Source organism: Myxococcus guangdongensis (assembly GCF_024198255.1).
GTDB lineage: Bacteria > Myxococcota > Myxococcia > Myxococcales > Myxococcaceae > Myxococcus > Myxococcus guangdongensis.
In genome coordinates, this window is record NZ_JAJVKW010000012.1 from 330518 (window position 1) to 346643 (window position 16126).

Below are 16126 nucleotides of genomic sequence, written 5' to 3' on the forward strand. Positions count from 1 at the left end.
CCGCACGGCGAGCGGACGGGCGAGCGCCTGTCCGCTTCGCGTCGACAAGGAGTGGGGTGATGGCATTGGGGCACGAGGAGCCGGCCGCGGCGCTGACGGAGCCGAGGCTCCGGCTGGGCTGTCAGTCGTGTGGCGCGATGCTGGTGTTGGAGCCCTCGCTGCGCACCACGCGGTGTCCCTATTGCGCCGCGCCCTCCGTGGTGGAGCGTCCGCCGACGCCCGGGGTGCCCGAGCCGCGCTTCGCGTTGGGCTTCTCGCTGAACCACGCGGCGGCGCGGCAGAAGGTGTCGCACTGGCTGCGCTCGCGGAGCCGCTTCTGCCGTTCGGGGATTCGGCGAGCGGCGCCGGGAGACGTGCACGGCGTCTATGTGCCCGCCTACCTCTACAGCGCGCTGGCGACCTCCCGATTCCAGGCCTCCATCGGGGAGAACTACCAGGAGCAGGAGCGCTACACGACGACGGAGAACGGGAAGACGGTGACGCGCACGCGCACGGTGACGCGCACCGAGTGGCGCCCGTTGAGTGGTCAGGTCTCCGGCTATGTGGCGGACGTGCTCGTCACCGCGTCCAATGGCTTGCACAACGATGAACTCGAGGCACTCGAGCCGTTCGATTTGCGGGGACTGGCGCGCTACACGCCGGCGTTGGTATCCGGCTGGGTGGCCGAGGAGCCCTCGCTGACGTTCCAGGCGTGTCTGGCGAAGGCGCGCGAGGAGGTGTCGGCGCGGCTGTCGGACAAGCTCGCGGCGCTGATGCCGGGGGATTCGCATCGGGAGTTGAGTCACGACAGCCACCTGGACCGCGAGTCCTTGGACGTGTGCCTGTTGCCCGTCTGGGTGCTGGCGGTGCGCTACGCCGAGGACGCGGAGCCCCTGCGCGTGCTGGTGAATGGACAGACGGGCGAGGTCGTCGGCAAGGCGCCGCTGTCCGTGTGGAAGGTGATGGCGGCGGTGGTGGTGGGCCTGCTGGTGGTGCTGGGCCTGTGGCTCTTCTTCCAGGGAGGTGGCCGATGAGCGCGGCCGCCAGCGTGTCGCCGTGCGAGCGGTGCGCGTGCGAGCTGGAGGCGGATGACCTGCGCTGCCCGGTGTGTGGCCTCGCGACGCCGGAGCCGCCGAGGAGGGAGGCCGTCGCCGAGCGCGCGCGCGTGGTGCGCTGTGACAGCTGTGGCGCGTCGGTGGAGTACTCGGTGGAGGCGCGGGCGCCACGGTGTGACTACTGTGGCGCGGTGACGCATGTGGAGATGACGGTGGACCCGGTGGAGCAGGCGCAGGGGTGGCTGCCCTTCTCGGTGGAGCCGTCGTTGGCGAGCGAGGCGCTGTCGCGCTTCCTGGGGCGCAAGGCCTTCTTCCGGCCGTCGGGGCTGGCACAGGAGGCGGCGCTGGAGTCCATGCGGCCGATGTGGTGGCCCGCGTGGGTGTTCAAGGCGGGCGTGGAGGTGAGCTGGACGGCGGACTCGGACGCGGGCTCACGGCGCTCGGACTGGGCGCCGCACGCGGGCCGCACGCACCTGGACTTCTCCAACATCCTGGTCGCCGCGTCGCGCGGCTTGAAGATGGAGGAGTGCGACAAGCTCACGCCGCACTACCGCTTCGATGAGAGGGTGGGCGAGGCGCGAGGGCCGGAGGGTGCCAGCGTCGAGCGCTTCGAGGCGACGCGCTCGGGGGCGAGGCGCAGGGTGTTCCAGTCGGTGGAGCGGCTCGCGAGCGAGCACGTGCAGTCGAGTGGAGACATCCCCGGCAGTCGCTACCGGAACGTGCGCGTGGCCGTGGCCCTGTCGAGCCTGCGCACCACGCGCTGGGCCTTGCCGGTGTATGTGCTGGCGTATCGCTATCGCGACAAGCCGTACCGCGTCCTGGTGCATGGCCAGGACGCGGAGGTGGTGTTTGGCGAGTCGCCCATCTCCGTGTGGCGCGTGCTGGGTGTGGTGCTGGCGGCGCTCGCGGCGCTGATGTTGATGATGCTCATCGCGGGGAGGATGTAACGCGACGGTGTTGTCCGAGGCGCGTGATGACTGCACCCGCGCTCGAGGCGCAGGTGATTCGAGGCGTCGAGCACGGGTGGGCGTGAAGGCGAGGCGTCGACGGGACTGCGTACGGGTACGCGCTCGTGACGTGGAGCGCGAGCGGAGGGTCGCCCGGCGCCACGCGCTCAGGGCGCGTCGGGCTCGTCGTCCGATTCGAGCGGCTTGCTCCCACCCGGAGGCGTGACGTCGTCCTCCGGCCACGGCGCGTCCACCGGCGCGGAAGAGGCCACCGACTCCGCTTCGACCTTGGACGTCCACCACGCCTCCTCCCCATCGCGAGGCGCGGGCTCCTCCACCCGGGCGCGCGTCACCCCGCGCTTCCCCGGCACCCCGAACACCCGCGCGGCCTCCTCGGCCAGCGAGCCCTCGGAATCCAGCTCCGCGAGCCCACCCGGCTCCAGCGGCACCGACGCCTCCTCCGCCGTGAGGTCCTCCGGATGCAGCCCGCCCTCGAGCAGCTCCGCCTGATTGCGCCGGCTGGTCGCCTCCATCGCCACGCGCGCCACCTCCTCCGCCGTCGCATGCCGCCCCTGCCCGGGCGCGTGCACGCTCAACCACCCGCGCAGCACGCACCCCATCTCCTCCGCCGTCTGGAACCGCTCCGCCGGGGCCCTGCGCAGCGCGCGCAGCACCACCGCCGCCAGCCCCTCCGGCACGTCCGCGACCATCCGCGCCACCATCTCCGGCTCCAGGTTCGCCATCCGCGCGGCCACCTCGTCCACCGGCATCCAGGTGGGCCCCTGCGCCTCCAGCATCAGCCCCTCCGGCAGCGGCGGAGGCGGCGTGTCCTCCACCGCGAGCGGGTGGCGCCCCGTGAGCAGCTCCAGCAACACCAACCCCAGCGAGAACAAGTCCGAGCGCGCGTCCACCGCCGGCGCGCGCAACAGCAGCTCCGGTGACGCATAGGCCACGTCGCCCTTCACCAGCGGCCGGCTGGTCTCCTCCCGCCCCACCAGCCGCGACGACGCCACGGTGAAGTTCGTCAGCTTCACGTCCCCATGCGTCCCCACCCGGATGTTCCGCGGGCTCACGTCCCGATGCACGATGCCCAGCGGCCGGTTCCAGTCATCCACCGCCAGGTGCGCGTGGTGCAGCGCGTCCGCCACCTCCGCCACCACGAACGCCGCCAGCGCGGGGGACACGGGCCTCCTGCGCATCGCCGTCAGATTCAACAGCGTGTCCAGCGAGCGCCCCTCCACGTACTCCATCACCACGTGAGGCGCGCCCCGGTACACCTTCATCTGGTGCACCTGCGCGATGTTGGGGTGCTTGAAGCGGAACGTCAGGCTGACCTCCTCCACCAGCCTGCGCCGCTCCACGAAAGTGGCCGGGCTGCGCAGCCGCTTCACCACCACCAGGCCGCTCTGCCCGTCCCGGTAGCGTCGCCGGACCAGCATCAACAGCTCTCCGGTGGAGCGCACCTCCAGCTTGCGCACGAACTCGAACACCGTGCCGCCCACGTTGAACAGCACCCGCGGCCGCCGCGGTCCTCCAGGAGAATCCTCCGTCGTCGTGTCGGGCGTCGTCATGGCCTGCCTCTCAACCTGGGAAGTGATTTGGGCGCTACAGGATGCTCCAGGTAACACGAAGCCGGCCGTGATGGAATATCTGAGGTTGGGCGCCACCCATTGGACCTCAGGTATCGAATGCCTAATCCTCCTTGCGCCAGGGCCTGAGCGCGCCCTTGAGCACGTGCAGCCGTCGACGCAGCCAGGAGCGCCAGGCAGAGACGGGCGGGGCCACGGGCTCGGTGGAGGGCGTGCGGGCTGAACCCGAGCCGGAGCTGGCGCCGGGCCAGTCCGGCCAGCGCATCCACTGCCGCATCTCCCGTTCCTCCTCGTCCCCATCGAACAGGGACTCGTCCTCCTCGGTGACGGCCTCGTGCGGCGGCCGGGGCGGGAACAGCGGCGCGTCCCACGTCTCATCCGCCAGCTCCAGCGCCGCGCTCAACGCGCCGAACAGCTCCGCGCCGCTCGGGAACCGTCCGCCCGCGTGCTTGTCGAGCAGCCGCAGCACGATTCCATCCAGCACCCGGGGCACGCGCGGGTTGAGCACGGAGGGCAGCTGCAACTGCGCCGACTCGATGCTGGCCAGCAGCGCGGACGGCGGCAGGTGGGCCGGATAGGGGAAGGTGCCCGTGAGCACCTCGTGCAGCACCAGCCCCAGCGAGTACAGGTCGTCGGTGGGCGCGAACCGGTAGCGCGCGCCCGGGATGCGCGGCCCCATCCAGAAGCGCAGCGACTCCGGGCTGCGATAGCTGGGCGTGCCCGGTGGCAGCCGGTCCTCCGTCAGCGACGGGGCGCACGGATGGTCCCCCGAGCCGAAGTCCACCAGCACCGGCTCCCCGTCCGACGCGCGGACGATGATGTTGCTGCCCTTGAGGTCGCGGTGCACCACCCCCGCGCCGTGGATGGCGTCCAACGTGAGCGCCAGCGACGCGAACACCTGCGCGACCCGGCGCGGCGTGGCCTTCTCCGTGGTGGCCCACCGCGCCAGGGTGGGGCCCTCCACGTAGTCCATGATGAGGTACAGGTAGCCGCGGTGCGCGTCCGGCCAGCGCCGGTAGCCGAGCAGCTCCACCACGTTGGGGTGCGCCAGGTGCATCAGCAGCCGGGCCTCCCGCTTCGTGCGCGCGTCCACCCGCGCCTCGTCGTTCTCCGAGGGGCCCTCCAGCGCGAACTTCAGCGCCACCGTGCCCTTCGTCTCGCTCTCCGCCAGGAAGATGGCGCCGTAACCGCCCGTCGCCAGCCTCCGGATGATGCGCAGGGCCCCCAGCTGCTCCGAGGGTTGGAGCAGCAGCGGGTGCATCGCCTCCAGGTCGCTCATCGTCCCATCCTCTCCATCTGTCCCCACCCATGAGGGCATCACCAGACCCGAGACCTTCGAGGTCGAATCCCTCTCGGTAAATCGAAACCCCGACAGCGAATCTGGATGACCTTGGTCAACCTCTGACGTCATTAGCATGGCAACCCTCTTTTTGGGTAGTCTTCCCCTCTCCTGAGGTAGGGTGCGGCGCGGACGATGTGGTAGGGAGACTGTCGAGAGGCGCGGGGACCATGAACGAGGAACTGGCCATCACCGTGGGGACGGCGGCGAAGGCGGCGCGGGCTCGGTTGGGATTGACCCAGGCGGACGTGGCGGAGCGCGTGGGCATCGCCATGGAGGTCTACAGCCGCATGGAGCGCGGCCGCGTGCTGCCCAGCGTCACCACGCTGCGCAGGCTGTGTCTGGTGCTGTGCATGGACGCGAACGCGCTGCTCGGCTTGTCGGAGGGCGCGCCCGTGGCCGTTCGAGGGCCGGTGGGTCCGCGCGTGGAGGACCCTCCCGTGCTGCGCCGACTGTTGCGCTCCCTGCGCGCGCTGGAGCCGGAGGCGCTCCGGGCCGTGGTGCAGGTGGTCCAGGGCGCGCTCGCGCTCCGGCGGCGCTGAGCTCCGATGGGGACGGGAAACTTGCCTCCCCCGCGCGCCGTGCGACGCTGGCCGAATCATGCGTGAGCCCGTCGACCACAAGCTCGCGGCCATCCTGGGTGGGGCGGCGCGGACCGCTCGCCTGCGGTTGGGCCTCACCCAGAGCGACGTGGCCGAGCGAATCGGCATGGCCATGGAGGTCTACAGCAGGCTGGAGCGCGGGCGGATGTTGCCTCGCACGCAGACGCTCAAGCGGCTGTGTGACGTGCTCCAGGTCTCCTCGGATACGCTCCTGGGGGTCGGCCGCGGGGGTGCCCCGGTCACGCCCGTGACGCGCAAGCCGGAGCGCGAGGACCCGCTGGAGCTGCGCCGCATGACGCGCAAGCTCCGGGAGCTGGAGCCCTCGCAGCTGCGCGCGGTGTCGCGCGTCGTCAACGCCGTGGTGTCGGTGATGCCGCCCCGGGCCGCCCCGGTGAAGCAGGCCCGTCCGGCGCGTCGGCGCAAGGCAACCGGCTAGGCGGCGGGTGTCAGGAGGCTGGGAATGTGAGCGCGCCGGGTGTTGAATCCCCGACGCGGAACCCTGGACAAACGTCCACTCGCCAGGTTCCCCGCACGTGGGTTACCACACCCTTTCCCCTGGAGGTCCGCCCCTCATGACGACCCTTCGCAAGGTGATGCTGGTGGATGATGAAGAGGACATCCGCGCCATCGGGAAGCTGAGCCTGAGTCGGGTGGGCAAATGGGACACGGTGCTGGCCTCGTCGGGCGCCGAGGCCCTCTCCAAGGCCGCCGAGGAGCTGCCGGACCTCATCCTGCTGGACGTGATGATGCCGGGCATGGACGGGCCCACCACCTTCGGTGAGCTGCGCAAGCAGGTGGCCACGTCGAGCACGCCCATCATCTTCATGACGGCCAAGGTGCAGAAGCAGGAGGTGGAGCGCTACCTCGGGCTCGGCGCGGTGGGCGTCATCAGCAAGCCCTTCGACCCCATGACGCTGCCCAAGGAGATTCGCAAGCTGGTGCCGGAGTGAGCGGCCCGCGCCTGTCGAAGCGCTCCGTGGCCCTCCCGGTGGGGGCGCTGCTGGTGCTGTGCGCCCTGTTCGTGGTGGGCCGCCCCTGGGGCACCGCCCGCATCGACGCGTACCGCACGGGCCTGCAGCAGCTGCGCCTGGCGAGCGCGGAGCTGGAGCAGGACGTGCTCCGCGAGCGGCTGGGCTTGCCCGAGCGCCACGGCTCCCACGCCCAGGCCTTCGCCGCGCTGAGGGCCCGCGCCGAGGCGCTGCGCGACGTGCCGTCCTTCCTGTCGGCGGAGGAGGCGCGGGTGATGGCGTCGTCGCTGGACGCGTACCAGGGCGCGCTGGAGGACAACCGGGTGCTCCTGGAGCGCTCGCGGGCCGCCCAGGCCCGGGGCGAGCAGCGCGAGGCGGACGCCGCGATGCAGGCCCTGTTGGAGCGCTCGGCCAGCGCGCAGGCGGAGCGGCTGGTGGGCACCTTCGTCCAGCTGCACGAGCGGGCGCAGGTGGCCAACGAGCGCACGCGCGTCGTCTTCTTCGCGGCGTCGCTGCTCTTGGGGGCGTACGTGGTGGTGGTGCTGGTGCGGCTGTCGCGCGCGTCCGGGGAGCTGGCCACGCTCAACGCGGCGTTGGAGCAGCGCGTGGAGGAGCGGGGGCGCGAGCTCGTCGCCGCGAGCGAGGAGCAGCGCACCACCCAGGCGCGCAAGGCGGCCATCCTGGAGGCGGCGCCGGACGGCATCCTGCTCATCGACGAGGGGGGCCGGCTGCTCGAGCTCAACCCCACGGCGGAGAAGGTCTTCCGGCTCACGGCGGCGGAGGCGGTGGGGCGCGAGTTCCTGGCGCTCGCCCTGCCCGCATCGTTGCCCGCAGGCAAGCGCGAGGAGGTCTCCGCCGCGCTGCGCGAGACGTCCGGGACGGCCACGCGGCTGGAGTCGCCGTGTCTGCGCGCGGACGGGAGCATGTTCCCCGCGGAGCTGACGCTGGCGCGGGTGCCGGGCGAGGGGCCCGCGCGCTTCACCGCCTTCGTGCGCGACATCACCGAGCGCAAGGAGGTGGAGCGGATGAAGAACGAGTTCGTCTCCACGGTGAGCCACGAGCTGCGCACGCCGCTGACGTCCATCCGCGGCTCGCTGGGGTTGCTCGAGGGCGGCATCGTCGGCGAGATGCCGGAGCCCGCGCTGGAGATGGTGCGCATCGCGCGCTCGAACACGGAGCGGCTCATCCGCCTCATCAACGACATCCTCGACCTGGAGAAGATGGAGGCGGGGATGCTCGAGCTGAAGCTCGCCTCCCTGGATGCGCGTGAGCTGGTGGAGGCGACGCTCGGGGGCCTGAAGGGCGTGGCGGACGCGGCGGGCGTGGTCCTGCGCGCGGACGTGGAGCAGGCGCCCCGCGTGCGGGGAGACCGGGACCGCCTCATCCAGGTGCTCACCAACCTGGTGTCCAACGCGGTGAAGTTCTCCACCGGGGGCGCGGAGGTGGTGGTGCGCGTGCTGCCCCAGGCGCCGGGGCGCGTGCGCTTCAGCGTGGTGGACGCCGGCCCCGGCATCCCCGAGGAGCAGAAGGACCGGCTGTTCGCGCGCTTCCAGCAACTGGACGGCTCGGACACGCGCTCCAAGGGCGGCACGGGCCTGGGGCTGGCCATCTCGCAGGCCATCGTGAACCAGCACGGCGCCGGCATCGAGGTGCTGAGCGCGTTGGGCAAGGGCTCCACCTTCACCTTCGCGCTGGACGCGGCGAAGCCGGTGTCGGGCTCGCACCCGGCGGTGGTGGCGGCGACGACGGCGCGCGACGCCAGCCGGCACGACGTGCTGGTGGCCACGGCGGACGCCGAGCTGTCCGGATTGTTGCGTGGGTTGCTGTCGCAAGAGGGTTACCGCGTGGTGCGGGCGGTGAGTCTCGCGGAGGCGGCGAAGGTGCTGGAGGCCGAGCCGCCGGACGCGGTGGTGTTGGACACGCGGATTCCGGATGGGCAGGCGCTGGACTGGGTGCGCTCGTTGCGCGAGCAGCCGCGCACGCGGGGGCTGCCGGTGGTGGCGCTGTCGGGGCGCTCGTCGGAGGGCGAGGGCGTGGGCACGCCGCTGGTGGTGGACTGGATGTCGCAGCCCCTGGAGGAGTCGGGGTTGCTCAGCGCGCTGCGCCACGCGATGCGGCGGCCGGGGCAGGCGCGGGTGCTGGTGGTGGATGACGACGTGGCCACGCGGCGGGTCATCTGCGCCAGGCTGGAGCGGCTGGGGCGGGTGCAGGTGTTCGAGGCGGCGGACGGGGAGAGCGCGGTGGAGCTGGCGCGGCGCACGCCGCCGGACCTCATCGTGCTGGACGTGGGGCTGCCGGGGCTGGATGGGTTCGAGGTGGTGGACATCCTCCGCCGGGGACGGGGGCGCACGACGCCGCTCATCGTCTTCACGGGGCGGGACTTGTCGCGCGCGGACCAGCGGCAGCTGACGCTGGGGATGACGCGACATCTGAGCAAGGCGCGCTCGTCCGAGGAGGAGCTGGTGGCCTCGGTGCGCGAGCTGTTGCATGAGCTGCTGTCCGGCAAGGACGGCGAGCCGGAGACAAGGGCCGCTTCATGAGCGACGCGAAGACGCTGCTGTTCCTCGAGGACGACAAGGACTTGCAGAGCCTGGTGTGCGCCTTCCTCCGGGAGAAGGGCTTCCGGGTGGAGGCGGCGCGCACGGCGGCGGAGGCGCGGGCGGTGCTGGCGAAGGTGCCGGTGGACGCGGCCATCGTGGACGGCCTGTTGCCGGGGGTGACGGGGGCGGACTTCATCCGCGAGCTGCGCGGCAAGCTGCCGGACCTGCCGGTGTTGTTCGCGTCGGCGTTCTGGAAGGACCTGAAGAGCCACGAGCTGCTCACGCGTCAGCTCAAGGTGGCGCGCATCATCCACAAGCCGTACCGGCCGGATGAGCTGTACCTCTGGGTGAGCCAGCTGTTCACCAAGGCGTTGCCGCCGGCGCCGGCGGGGCCTCGGGCGTTGGCGGACGTGGACCCGGTGCGCGACGAGCTGGCGGCGAGCCTGGTGGCGCTCAACGAGGAGTACGGCGCGCGGCTGAAGGACAAGGTGGGCGGGCTGGAGGCGCTCTTGTCCGCGGCGCGCGCGGGCAATGGGGGCGCGCTGGATGAGGCGAGCATGGTCGTGCACAAGCTGCATGGCACGGCGGGCAGCTATGGCTTCACGGAGGTGAGCCTCGCGGCGGGGCGGCTGGAGGAGGGGCTCCGGGCGGGGAAGGACGGCGGGCGGGTGGACTGGGGGTTGGTGGACGTGGCGTTCCGCGAGCTGGCGGCGACGGCGTCCGTGCAGGTGACGCCGCCGGTGCGCAAGGACGGGCCCGCGGCGATGTTGCCGACGGAGGGGGTGTTGCTGGTGGTGGACGAGGACCGGGCGGTCCTCGAGGAGGCGGAGCGGCTGGGGCGCGCGCACGTGGTGCGGGTGTTGCCGGCGCGCACGGCGGACGAGGCGGTGGTGTTGGCGCGCAGGCAGTGGGTGGACGGGGTGCTCATCCACATGCACCTGGGGGGGGAGATGGGCGGCATCCAGGCGGCGCACGAGCTGCGGTCCGCGGAGGGGATGGGCTCGTTGCCGTTGGGCTTCACGGGGGCGTCGGGCGGGTTGGAGGACCGGGTGGCGGCGGCGCACGCGGGCGGCTCGTTGTTCCTGCCCAGGCCCTTCACGGCGACGGACTTCTCGGCGGCGGCGGAGCGGATGGTGGCGGCGCGGCGACCGGAGCGCTCGCGGGTGTTGGTGGTGGACGACGACCCGGAGGCGATTGCTGCGTTGGTGCACGCGCTGGCGAGCGAGCAGATTGAGGTGGTGGGGTTGGGGGACGCGCACCGGCTGATGGAGGCGTTGGCGGAGCATCGGCCGGACCTGTTGTTGCTGGACGTGCAGATGCCGGGGCCGAGCGGGTTCGACTTGTGTCGGATTCTGCGGTCGATGCCGGCGTGGCAGGAGCTGCCGGTGTTGCTGATTACGGCGCACCTGGGGTTGGAGTTCCGGCTGGCGGCGTTCCAGGCGGGGGCGGACGACTACATCTCCAAGCCGGTGTTGAAGGAGGAGCTGCGGGCGCGGGTGCAGGCGCGGCTGGAGCGGGCGCGGCTGTCGCGTGAGCGCGCGGAGCGGGACGCGTTGACGGGGCTGATGTTGCGGCGGCCGTTCATCGAGGGGCTGCGGAGCCGGTTGTCGGAGGCGCAGCGTCAGCAGCGGCCGTTGTCGTTGTGCTTCCTGGACGTGGACCACTTCAAGCGGGTGAACGACAAGTACGGGCACCTGGCGGGGGACCGGGTGCTGACGCGGCTGGGGCGCCTGTTGGGGGCGCGGTTCCGGCGCGAGGACGTGCGTGGGCGCTGGGGAGGCGAGGAGTTCGTGGTGGGGCTGCTCGGCGAGACGGCGGCGAGCGCGAAGGCGATTCTGTCGCGGACGATGGCGGAGGTGGCGGAGATGACCTTCGACGGAGACGGCGGCGAGTCCTTCCGCGTGACGATGAGCGCGGGAATCGCGGAGTCACCCGGGGACGGCGCGACGCTGGAGGCGCTGCTGCGCGTCGCGGACGCCCGACTGCACCGGGCGAAGACGAACGGGCGCAACCGCATCGAGGTGTGAGCCTCGTCACTCGCCCGGGGGCTCGGTCAGCACGAGCAGTCCGCGCGACGTGTCCACCACGTAGACATGGCCATCACCGGGCACCTGGAGCCCGGTGGCGCCTTCCTCCATCGAGTCCCCGCGTCCCGGGTCCGTCTCGCGGAAGCTGTTGAAGTACGCCACCTCGCGCGGGTTCGTGGGGTTGCTCACGTCCAGCACGCGCAGCCCCTCCTGGTGGTACGTCACGTACAGCCGCGAGCCCCTCAACTCCATCGCTCGCGGTGACACCACGGCGCGCAGGCCGTACTCGCCCATCTTCACGATGTGACGCGGCTCGCTGACATCCAGCGCGCGCAGCCGCGCCCCCATGCCCATGCTGCTCTCGAACGCCACGACGCGCCCGCCGAACGTGCCCACCGCGCTCGCGCGGCTGTTGGCGTACGGATACGTGTACTGCCCCAGCACCCGGACCCCCGAGGACGCGCGCGCGTCGACGACCTGCAGCCCCGCGCCCCGGTGATTCACATACAGCCGGCCCTGGTAGCTCACCGGGCCCCGGGAGGACGGCTGGTCCGGCATGCGCATGCCGGAGACGATGCGCTCGAGCAGCCGCGGCTCGGTGGGCTGGCTGATGTCGAACATCAAGGTGCCCACCGTGGCATCCGTGGACACGGCATAGAGCCGGTCCCCATCCACGCTCACCATCGACACCCCCGGCACGGCCGTCGCGGACACGCGGCGCACCAGCACCGGCGCCGAGGGCACGGAGACATCGAGCACCACCAACCCCGAGCTGGCGCTCGCGACATAGAGCATCCCGCCCTTGAACGTCGCGCCCCGCCAGTCCGTGTCCCCCGGCGTGCTCAGCTCCGCCACGTGCACCGGCACCGCCGGGTCGCTCACGTCGAACACCGTGAGCCCACCGGGCCGCCCACGCCGGTCCTGCGAGATGACATACGCATGGTCGTCGACGCGCTGCACGTCCACGGGCTGGCCCAACCTCACCGCGCGCTCGGACACCAGCCGCATCCCGCCGGAGATTTCATGCTCGCCCTGGAAGCGCGTGACGCGCTCGGCGCGGAACGTCCCCGACTCCACCAGCACCCCGTCCCGGCACCGCGTGAAGCACCCCGTGACGACGCGAGGGTTCACCGCGTTGCAGCCCGCGAAGGTGAACAGCCCTCCATCCTGCGACTGGCTGGCGATGAGCAGCGTCCGCGTGTCCCAGACACCGGCCACGGCGCTGGCCCCCTGCACCTGCTCGGGCGTGCCCGCCGCGTTCAGCTTGAATCCCCCACCCAGGGGCACGAACCGCGCGGGCGCGCCGTTGCGCGCATCGATGCGCAAGAGGCTGCGATACACCCCCATGCGCTCCAACTGCTCCAGCGTGTGGCGTCGACACCCGGACAGGTCGAACGACTCCAGGCTGCCGCACGCGGCCTCGTTCTCGAGGACGCCGCAGACGGACAAGGGTCCGTGGTCGCTCCAGTCGCCGAGCTCCTCGAGCGGCGTGTAGCGCCCATCCCAAGGGGGCGCATCGGAGGACGCGCAGCCCGTCGCCAAGCAGGCGAGCAGTGCCATCGACGCAAGAAGCGCGGGCTGCATCGCGTACCTCCTGGGTGGGGAGCCACGCGCCGGCCAGCGGGCTCCCGCTCCAGGAGTGTAGGAATGAGGTCGCCCGCGCGGGAAGCGCACGTCCCCGCGGAGTGGTGAACGCCATACGTCTTGGGGGATGTGCTCTGTGTTCGCACCCACCCACCACGGCGGATGCGCCACCCCCGGTGTCCACGGGTCCACATCCCGCGCGGGAGCGACGGCTGGCCCGCACGCCTGGTCCGGGGGGCCCACCCGACGATGCGCCGATTCGCCCTGAATCGGCGCTCTCCCGCCAGAAAGGGCTCCCGTTTAGTTCTTCACCATGAACGACACACAGGTGAAGGACGTGGTGATTGTGGGGGGCGGCCCGGCGGGCCTGAGTGCCGCGCTGATTCTGGGCCGAGGCCGCAAGCGGGTGCTGCTGTGCGACGCGGGCGCGCCGCGCAACGAGCGGGCGGAGCACATGCACGGCTTCGTCACCCGGGACGGCATCCCCCCCGCGGAGTTTCGCGCCATCGGCCGCGAGCAGCTCCGCCCCTACGACGTCGACGTGCGCAACGTGCGCGTCGAGCGCATCGAGCCCAAGGGGACGCGCTTCCTGGTGACGCTGAGCGACGGCCAACGCGTCGAGGCCCGCAAGGTGCTGCTGACCACGGGCATGGTGGACCAGGTGCCGGACCAGCCCGGCTTCCGCGAGCTGTGGGCGCACAGCGTCTTCCAGTGTCCGTACTGCCACGGCTGGGAGATTCGGGACCGGGGCTGGGGCGTGCTCGTCCATCAGGAGAACACGCATCACCCGTACGTCGACTTCGTCCTCTTCCTGAAGGGCTGGACCTCCAGCCTCACGCTCTACACCCAGGGCGGGCTGGCGCTGACCGCCGAGCAGCGCGAGTCCCTGCGCCGCGCCGAGGTGCGCGTCGTCGAGGGCAAGGTGCGCGGCCTCATCCCCACCCAGGACGGACAGCGCCTGGAGGCGGTGGAGCTGGAGGACGGCACGCGCGTGCCGCAGGAGTACCTCTTCGCGCACCCGCCCCAGAAGCAGACGGCGCTGGTCCAGGACCTGGGGCTCGCGCTCGACGAGCTGGGCTTCGTCAAGGTGGGCCCGACGCTGGAGACCTCCGTGCCTGGCATCTACGCGGCGGGAGACCTCACCACGCGCCTGCAGGGCGCGCTGGTGGCCGCGTCGGCGGGAGCAATGGCGGCCTACACGTTGAACCACCTGTTGAACATCGACTCCCTGGGGCAGCCCCACGCGGGCTGACGCCGGCTTGAGCCCGGCCCCGCCAACCGCTACGAGAAGGACTCCATGGCGTCCACCGAGCAGTCCTGTGTGCATCCCTCCTCCACGCTGCGCCAGGACTTCGAGGAGAAGCGGCGGCTCACCTGGGTGGGCTCGCTGGGGCCCGTGGCGCCCCTGCGAGTCTCTCCCCGCTCCTCGGTCCACCCGTACGCCGCCGTCGTGCTGGTGCTGAAGGGCGAGTCCCGCGTGCGGCACGTGGGAGAGCTGGTGCTGCGCGCGGGGGACGTGCACCTGATTCCACCCGGGGATGCGCACGGCCGCGAGCACTCGGACGCGCAGGGCCTGGGGCTGGGCTTCTATCCCGAGGCCCTCTCCGCGAACGCCGAGGAGCGCGAGGCGCGACTGGGCCCCCTGCTCCGCGTGCGCGCGGGCTGTCACCCCGTCTTGCGTCCCACCAGCGTGCAGCGCCGCCGCCTGCTGCGGTGGATGCGCCTGATGGAGGAGGAGCAGACCCGCAACGAGCGCGGCAACGAGGAGGCGAGCCTGTCCCTCCTGCGGCTGGTGCTCATCGAGCTGGAGCGGATGGCCTCCCCGGAGGCCCTCACCGAGCCCGCCTCCGTGGGCCTCAGTCGCCGGGCGCTCACGTACATCGAGACCCACTGTCTGGAGCCCTTGTCCCTGGCGAAGGTGGCGAAGGAGCTGGGGCGCTCGGCCCCGCACGTCGCGGGCGTGGTGCGCCAGGAGACGGGGCGCACCGTGGGCGAGTGGATTCTCGAGTGCCGGATGGCCGAGGCCCGCAGCCGGCTGCGCCACACCGATGAGCGCGTGGACATCGTCGCGGACCGGGTGGGTTACGCGGACGTGACGCACTTCATCCGCCTGTTCCGCCGCGTGCATGGTGTGACACCCGCCGCATGGAGGCGACGCATGGCGCCAGGGGTGCGCTGAACGGGCGTTCTCTATTTTGTTGGGCGAATGGATTGACAGGAAACTGTCATCTGGGTAGTTCCGGGCCATGCCGACGCCGATGAGGGACTCATCGGGAGCACGCCTTTCCAGGGCTGCTCCCCGAGGGGCGGTTGCGTGCCCATGCTTCAGCGCAGGGTGGTGTCGCTGATGGCGACGCGAGCGAGTCGAGGTGGCAAGGGCGCGGTGCGGCCCGTGTGTCGCAACCCGGAGGAGGCGTCCACCGCGCTGGAGGGGGGAGGCGCGCCGCCGCTGCTGTGTCCGTTCTGGTTCAACCTGGGCCCGCAGGTGGCGGCCAACGACTCGGAGTCTCCTTCCCGCGGGAAGCGTCGCCGCAAGGGAGGCTCCTCGGAGTCCTGAGCGACGCGGGCTTCAGTCCGCCGTGTCGCGCCCCGAGCGGGACACCGTCTCGTGGGCGAGGACGCGGAAGTGCTGCGCGGCGGGGGAGGGCCGCCGTCCGGGGAAGGCCACCACCAGCTCCGCGTGGCCGGGCGCGCCGCTCAAGGGGCGGAACACGACGCCCTTGGGACACAGGGCCTGCGAGGACGCGGGCGCGATGGTCAGCCCCAGCCCCGCCTCCACCATGCCGACGACGGAGGGCCACGAGCGCGCCTCCTGTCGGATGTTGGGCGAGAAGCCCGCGGCCAGGCACATGCTCGTGACCAGGTCATGCAGGCCGGGCGCGGAGTGGCGCGGGAACAGCACGAAGGGCTCGTGCGCCAGCGAGGACAGCGCCACGACACGCTGCCGCGCGCGAGGGTGACGGGCGGGCAGGGCGAGCACGAAGCGCTCGCGCAGGAGCCGCTCCACGGTGAGGCCCTCGTGGCGGAAGGGCGCGCGCAGGATGGCGAGGTCCAGCTCCCCCGAGGCCAGCGCGGCGCCGACGTTGAGCGTCTCGCTGTCATCCAGCTCCAGCTTCACCTTCGGGAAGCGCGTGCGGAAGCGCAGCACGATGTCCGGCAGCACGCCGAAGGCCGAGGACGCCGCGAAGCCGACGCGCAGCGTGCCCGTCTCGCCGCTCGCGGCCTCGCGCACGGCGTGGGTGGCGTCCACGCGTCGGGCGAGCAGCGCGCGAGCCTCCTCCAACAGCCGCGCCCCGGCGGCGGTGAGGGCCACGTGGCGGCTGGTGCGCGTGAGCAGCTCGACCCCCAGCTCGGACTCCAGCCGGCGGATCTGCTGGCTGAACGGCGGCTGGGCCATGCCGATGCGCGCGGCGGCGCGACCGAAGTGCAGCTCCTCCGCCACGGCGATGAAGAGCTGGAGTTGTCGGAATTCCATATCGAGACGATATCCGTCTGG

The 16126-nt window shown here is 71.8% G+C and carries 14 protein-coding genes; 10 read left to right on the forward strand and 4 right to left on the reverse strand.

The features are described 5' to 3' along the window. Positions 1–59 precede the first annotated feature (59 nt). Both LXT21_RS32755 and LXT21_RS32760 read left to right on the forward strand, forming a co-directional pair. Positions 60–1013 (forward strand): hypothetical protein, encoded by a 954-nt coding sequence (locus tag LXT21_RS32755; RefSeq protein WP_254042140.1) that lies wholly within the window; start codon positions 60–62, stop codon positions 1011–1013. Further along, positions 1010–1981, forward strand: a complete 972-nt coding sequence (locus LXT21_RS32760; RefSeq protein WP_254042141.1) for a zinc ribbon domain-containing protein — start codon at positions 1010–1012, stop codon at positions 1979–1981. Before LXT21_RS32755 ends, LXT21_RS32760 begins: the two co-directional genes overlap by 4 nt. 167 nt (positions 1982–2148) lie before the next feature. Here the strand turns inward: LXT21_RS32760 and LXT21_RS32765 are convergent, their stop codons facing one another. Together LXT21_RS32765 and LXT21_RS32770 are read right to left on the reverse strand one after the other, a co-directional pair. Beyond that, a complete protein-coding gene (locus LXT21_RS32765) occupies positions 2149–3552 on the reverse strand; it encodes a serine/threonine-protein kinase (RefSeq protein ID WP_254042142.1) in 1404 nt (467 codons plus the stop codon). 121 nt (positions 3553–3673) lie between these two features. Further along, positions 3674–4849 (reverse strand): serine/threonine-protein kinase, encoded by a 1176-nt coding sequence (locus LXT21_RS32770; protein ID WP_254042143.1) that lies wholly within the window; start codon positions 4847–4849, stop codon positions 3674–3676. A gap of 230 nt (positions 4850–5079) precedes the next feature. Between LXT21_RS32770 and LXT21_RS32775 the strand changes: the two genes are divergently transcribed. From LXT21_RS32775 to LXT21_RS45250, 5 genes are all read left to right on the forward strand, one after another. Then, positions 5080–5451: a helix-turn-helix transcriptional regulator gene (locus LXT21_RS32775; protein ID WP_223751000.1), complete on the forward strand. Its 372-nt coding sequence runs from the start codon at positions 5080–5082 to the stop codon at positions 5449–5451. Between the two features lie 58 nt (positions 5452–5509). Beyond that, positions 5510–5947: a helix-turn-helix domain-containing protein gene (locus LXT21_RS32780; protein WP_254042144.1), complete on the forward strand. Its 438-nt coding sequence runs from the start codon at positions 5510–5512 to the stop codon at positions 5945–5947. 136 nt (positions 5948–6083) lie between these two features. Continuing rightward, complete coding sequence (locus tag LXT21_RS32785; RefSeq protein ID WP_254042145.1) at positions 6084–6461, forward strand: response regulator; 378 nt, start codon at positions 6084–6086, stop codon at positions 6459–6461. Continuing rightward, complete coding sequence (locus LXT21_RS32790; protein WP_254042146.1) at positions 6458–9019, forward strand: response regulator; 2562 nt, start codon at positions 6458–6460, stop codon at positions 9017–9019. Before LXT21_RS32785 ends, LXT21_RS32790 begins: the two co-directional genes overlap by 4 nt. Next, positions 9016–11046: a response regulator gene (locus LXT21_RS45250; protein ID WP_267145433.1), complete on the forward strand. Its 2031-nt coding sequence runs from the start codon at positions 9016–9018 to the stop codon at positions 11044–11046. Before LXT21_RS32790 ends, LXT21_RS45250 begins: the two co-directional genes overlap by 4 nt. Before the next feature lie 6 nt (positions 11047–11052). Here LXT21_RS45250 and LXT21_RS32815 read toward each other — a convergent pair whose 3' ends face one another. Next, complete coding sequence (locus LXT21_RS32815) at positions 11053–12630, reverse strand: LVIVD repeat-containing protein (protein WP_254042147.1); 1578 nt, start codon at positions 12628–12630, stop codon at positions 11053–11055. Positions 12631–12943: 313 nt separating this feature from the next. Here LXT21_RS32815 and LXT21_RS32820 point away from each other — a divergent pair, with 313 nt between their 5' ends. From LXT21_RS32820 to LXT21_RS32830, 3 genes are all read left to right on the forward strand, one after another. After that, positions 12944–13882 (forward strand): NAD(P)/FAD-dependent oxidoreductase, encoded by a 939-nt coding sequence (locus LXT21_RS32820; RefSeq protein WP_254042148.1) that lies wholly within the window; start codon positions 12944–12946, stop codon positions 13880–13882. A gap of 45 nt (positions 13883–13927) precedes the next feature. After that, positions 13928–14809, forward strand: a complete 882-nt coding sequence (locus LXT21_RS32825; RefSeq protein WP_254042149.1) for an AraC family transcriptional regulator — start codon at positions 13928–13930, stop codon at positions 14807–14809. A 141-nt stretch (positions 14810–14950) separates the two neighbouring features. Further along, complete coding sequence (locus LXT21_RS32830) at positions 14951–15187, forward strand: hypothetical protein (RefSeq protein ID WP_254042150.1); 237 nt, start codon at positions 14951–14953, stop codon at positions 15185–15187. 12 nt (positions 15188–15199) lie between these two features. Here the strand turns inward: LXT21_RS32830 and LXT21_RS32835 are convergent, their stop codons facing one another. Continuing rightward, entirely contained in the window at positions 15200–16105 is a 906-nt protein-coding gene (locus LXT21_RS32835; RefSeq protein WP_254042151.1) for a LysR family transcriptional regulator, read from the reverse strand. Positions 16106–16126: the final 21 nt, after the last annotated feature.

What these genes read in the sequence shown, in the direction of transcription:
- LXT21_RS32755 (WP_254042140.1), top strand. Translation starts at nt 60, where the DNA reads ATGGCATTGGGGCACGAGGAGCCGGCCGCGGCGCTGACGGAGCCGAGG.
- LXT21_RS32760 (WP_254042141.1), top strand. Translation starts at nt 1,010, where the DNA reads ATGAGCGCGGCCGCCAGCGTGTCGCCGTGCGAGCGGTGCGCGTGCGAG.
- LXT21_RS32765 (WP_254042142.1), bottom strand. Translation starts at nt 3,552, where the DNA reads ATGACGACGCCCGACACGACGACGGAGGATTCTCCTGGAGGACCGCGG.
- LXT21_RS32770 (WP_254042143.1), bottom strand. Translation starts at nt 4,849, where the DNA reads ATGAGCGACCTGGAGGCGATGCACCCGCTGCTGCTCCAACCCTCGGAG.
- LXT21_RS32775 (WP_223751000.1), top strand. Translation starts at nt 5,080, where the DNA reads ATGAACGAGGAACTGGCCATCACCGTGGGGACGGCGGCGAAGGCGGCG.
- LXT21_RS32780 (WP_254042144.1), top strand. Translation starts at nt 5,510, where the DNA reads ATGCGTGAGCCCGTCGACCACAAGCTCGCGGCCATCCTGGGTGGGGCG.
- LXT21_RS32785 (WP_254042145.1), top strand. Translation starts at nt 6,084, where the DNA reads ATGACGACCCTTCGCAAGGTGATGCTGGTGGATGATGAAGAGGACATC.
- LXT21_RS45250 (WP_267145433.1), top strand. Translation starts at nt 9,016, where the DNA reads ATGAGCGACGCGAAGACGCTGCTGTTCCTCGAGGACGACAAGGACTTG.
- LXT21_RS32815 (WP_254042147.1), bottom strand. Translation starts at nt 12,630, where the DNA reads ATGCAGCCCGCGCTTCTTGCGTCGATGGCACTGCTCGCCTGCTTGGCG.
- LXT21_RS32820 (WP_254042148.1), top strand. Translation starts at nt 12,944, where the DNA reads ATGAACGACACACAGGTGAAGGACGTGGTGATTGTGGGGGGCGGCCCG.
- LXT21_RS32825 (WP_254042149.1), top strand. Translation starts at nt 13,928, where the DNA reads ATGGCGTCCACCGAGCAGTCCTGTGTGCATCCCTCCTCCACGCTGCGC.
- LXT21_RS32830 (WP_254042150.1), top strand. Translation starts at nt 14,951, where the DNA reads ATGCTTCAGCGCAGGGTGGTGTCGCTGATGGCGACGCGAGCGAGTCGA.
- LXT21_RS32835 (WP_254042151.1), bottom strand. Translation starts at nt 16,105, where the DNA reads ATGGAATTCCGACAACTCCAGCTCTTCATCGCCGTGGCGGAGGAGCTG.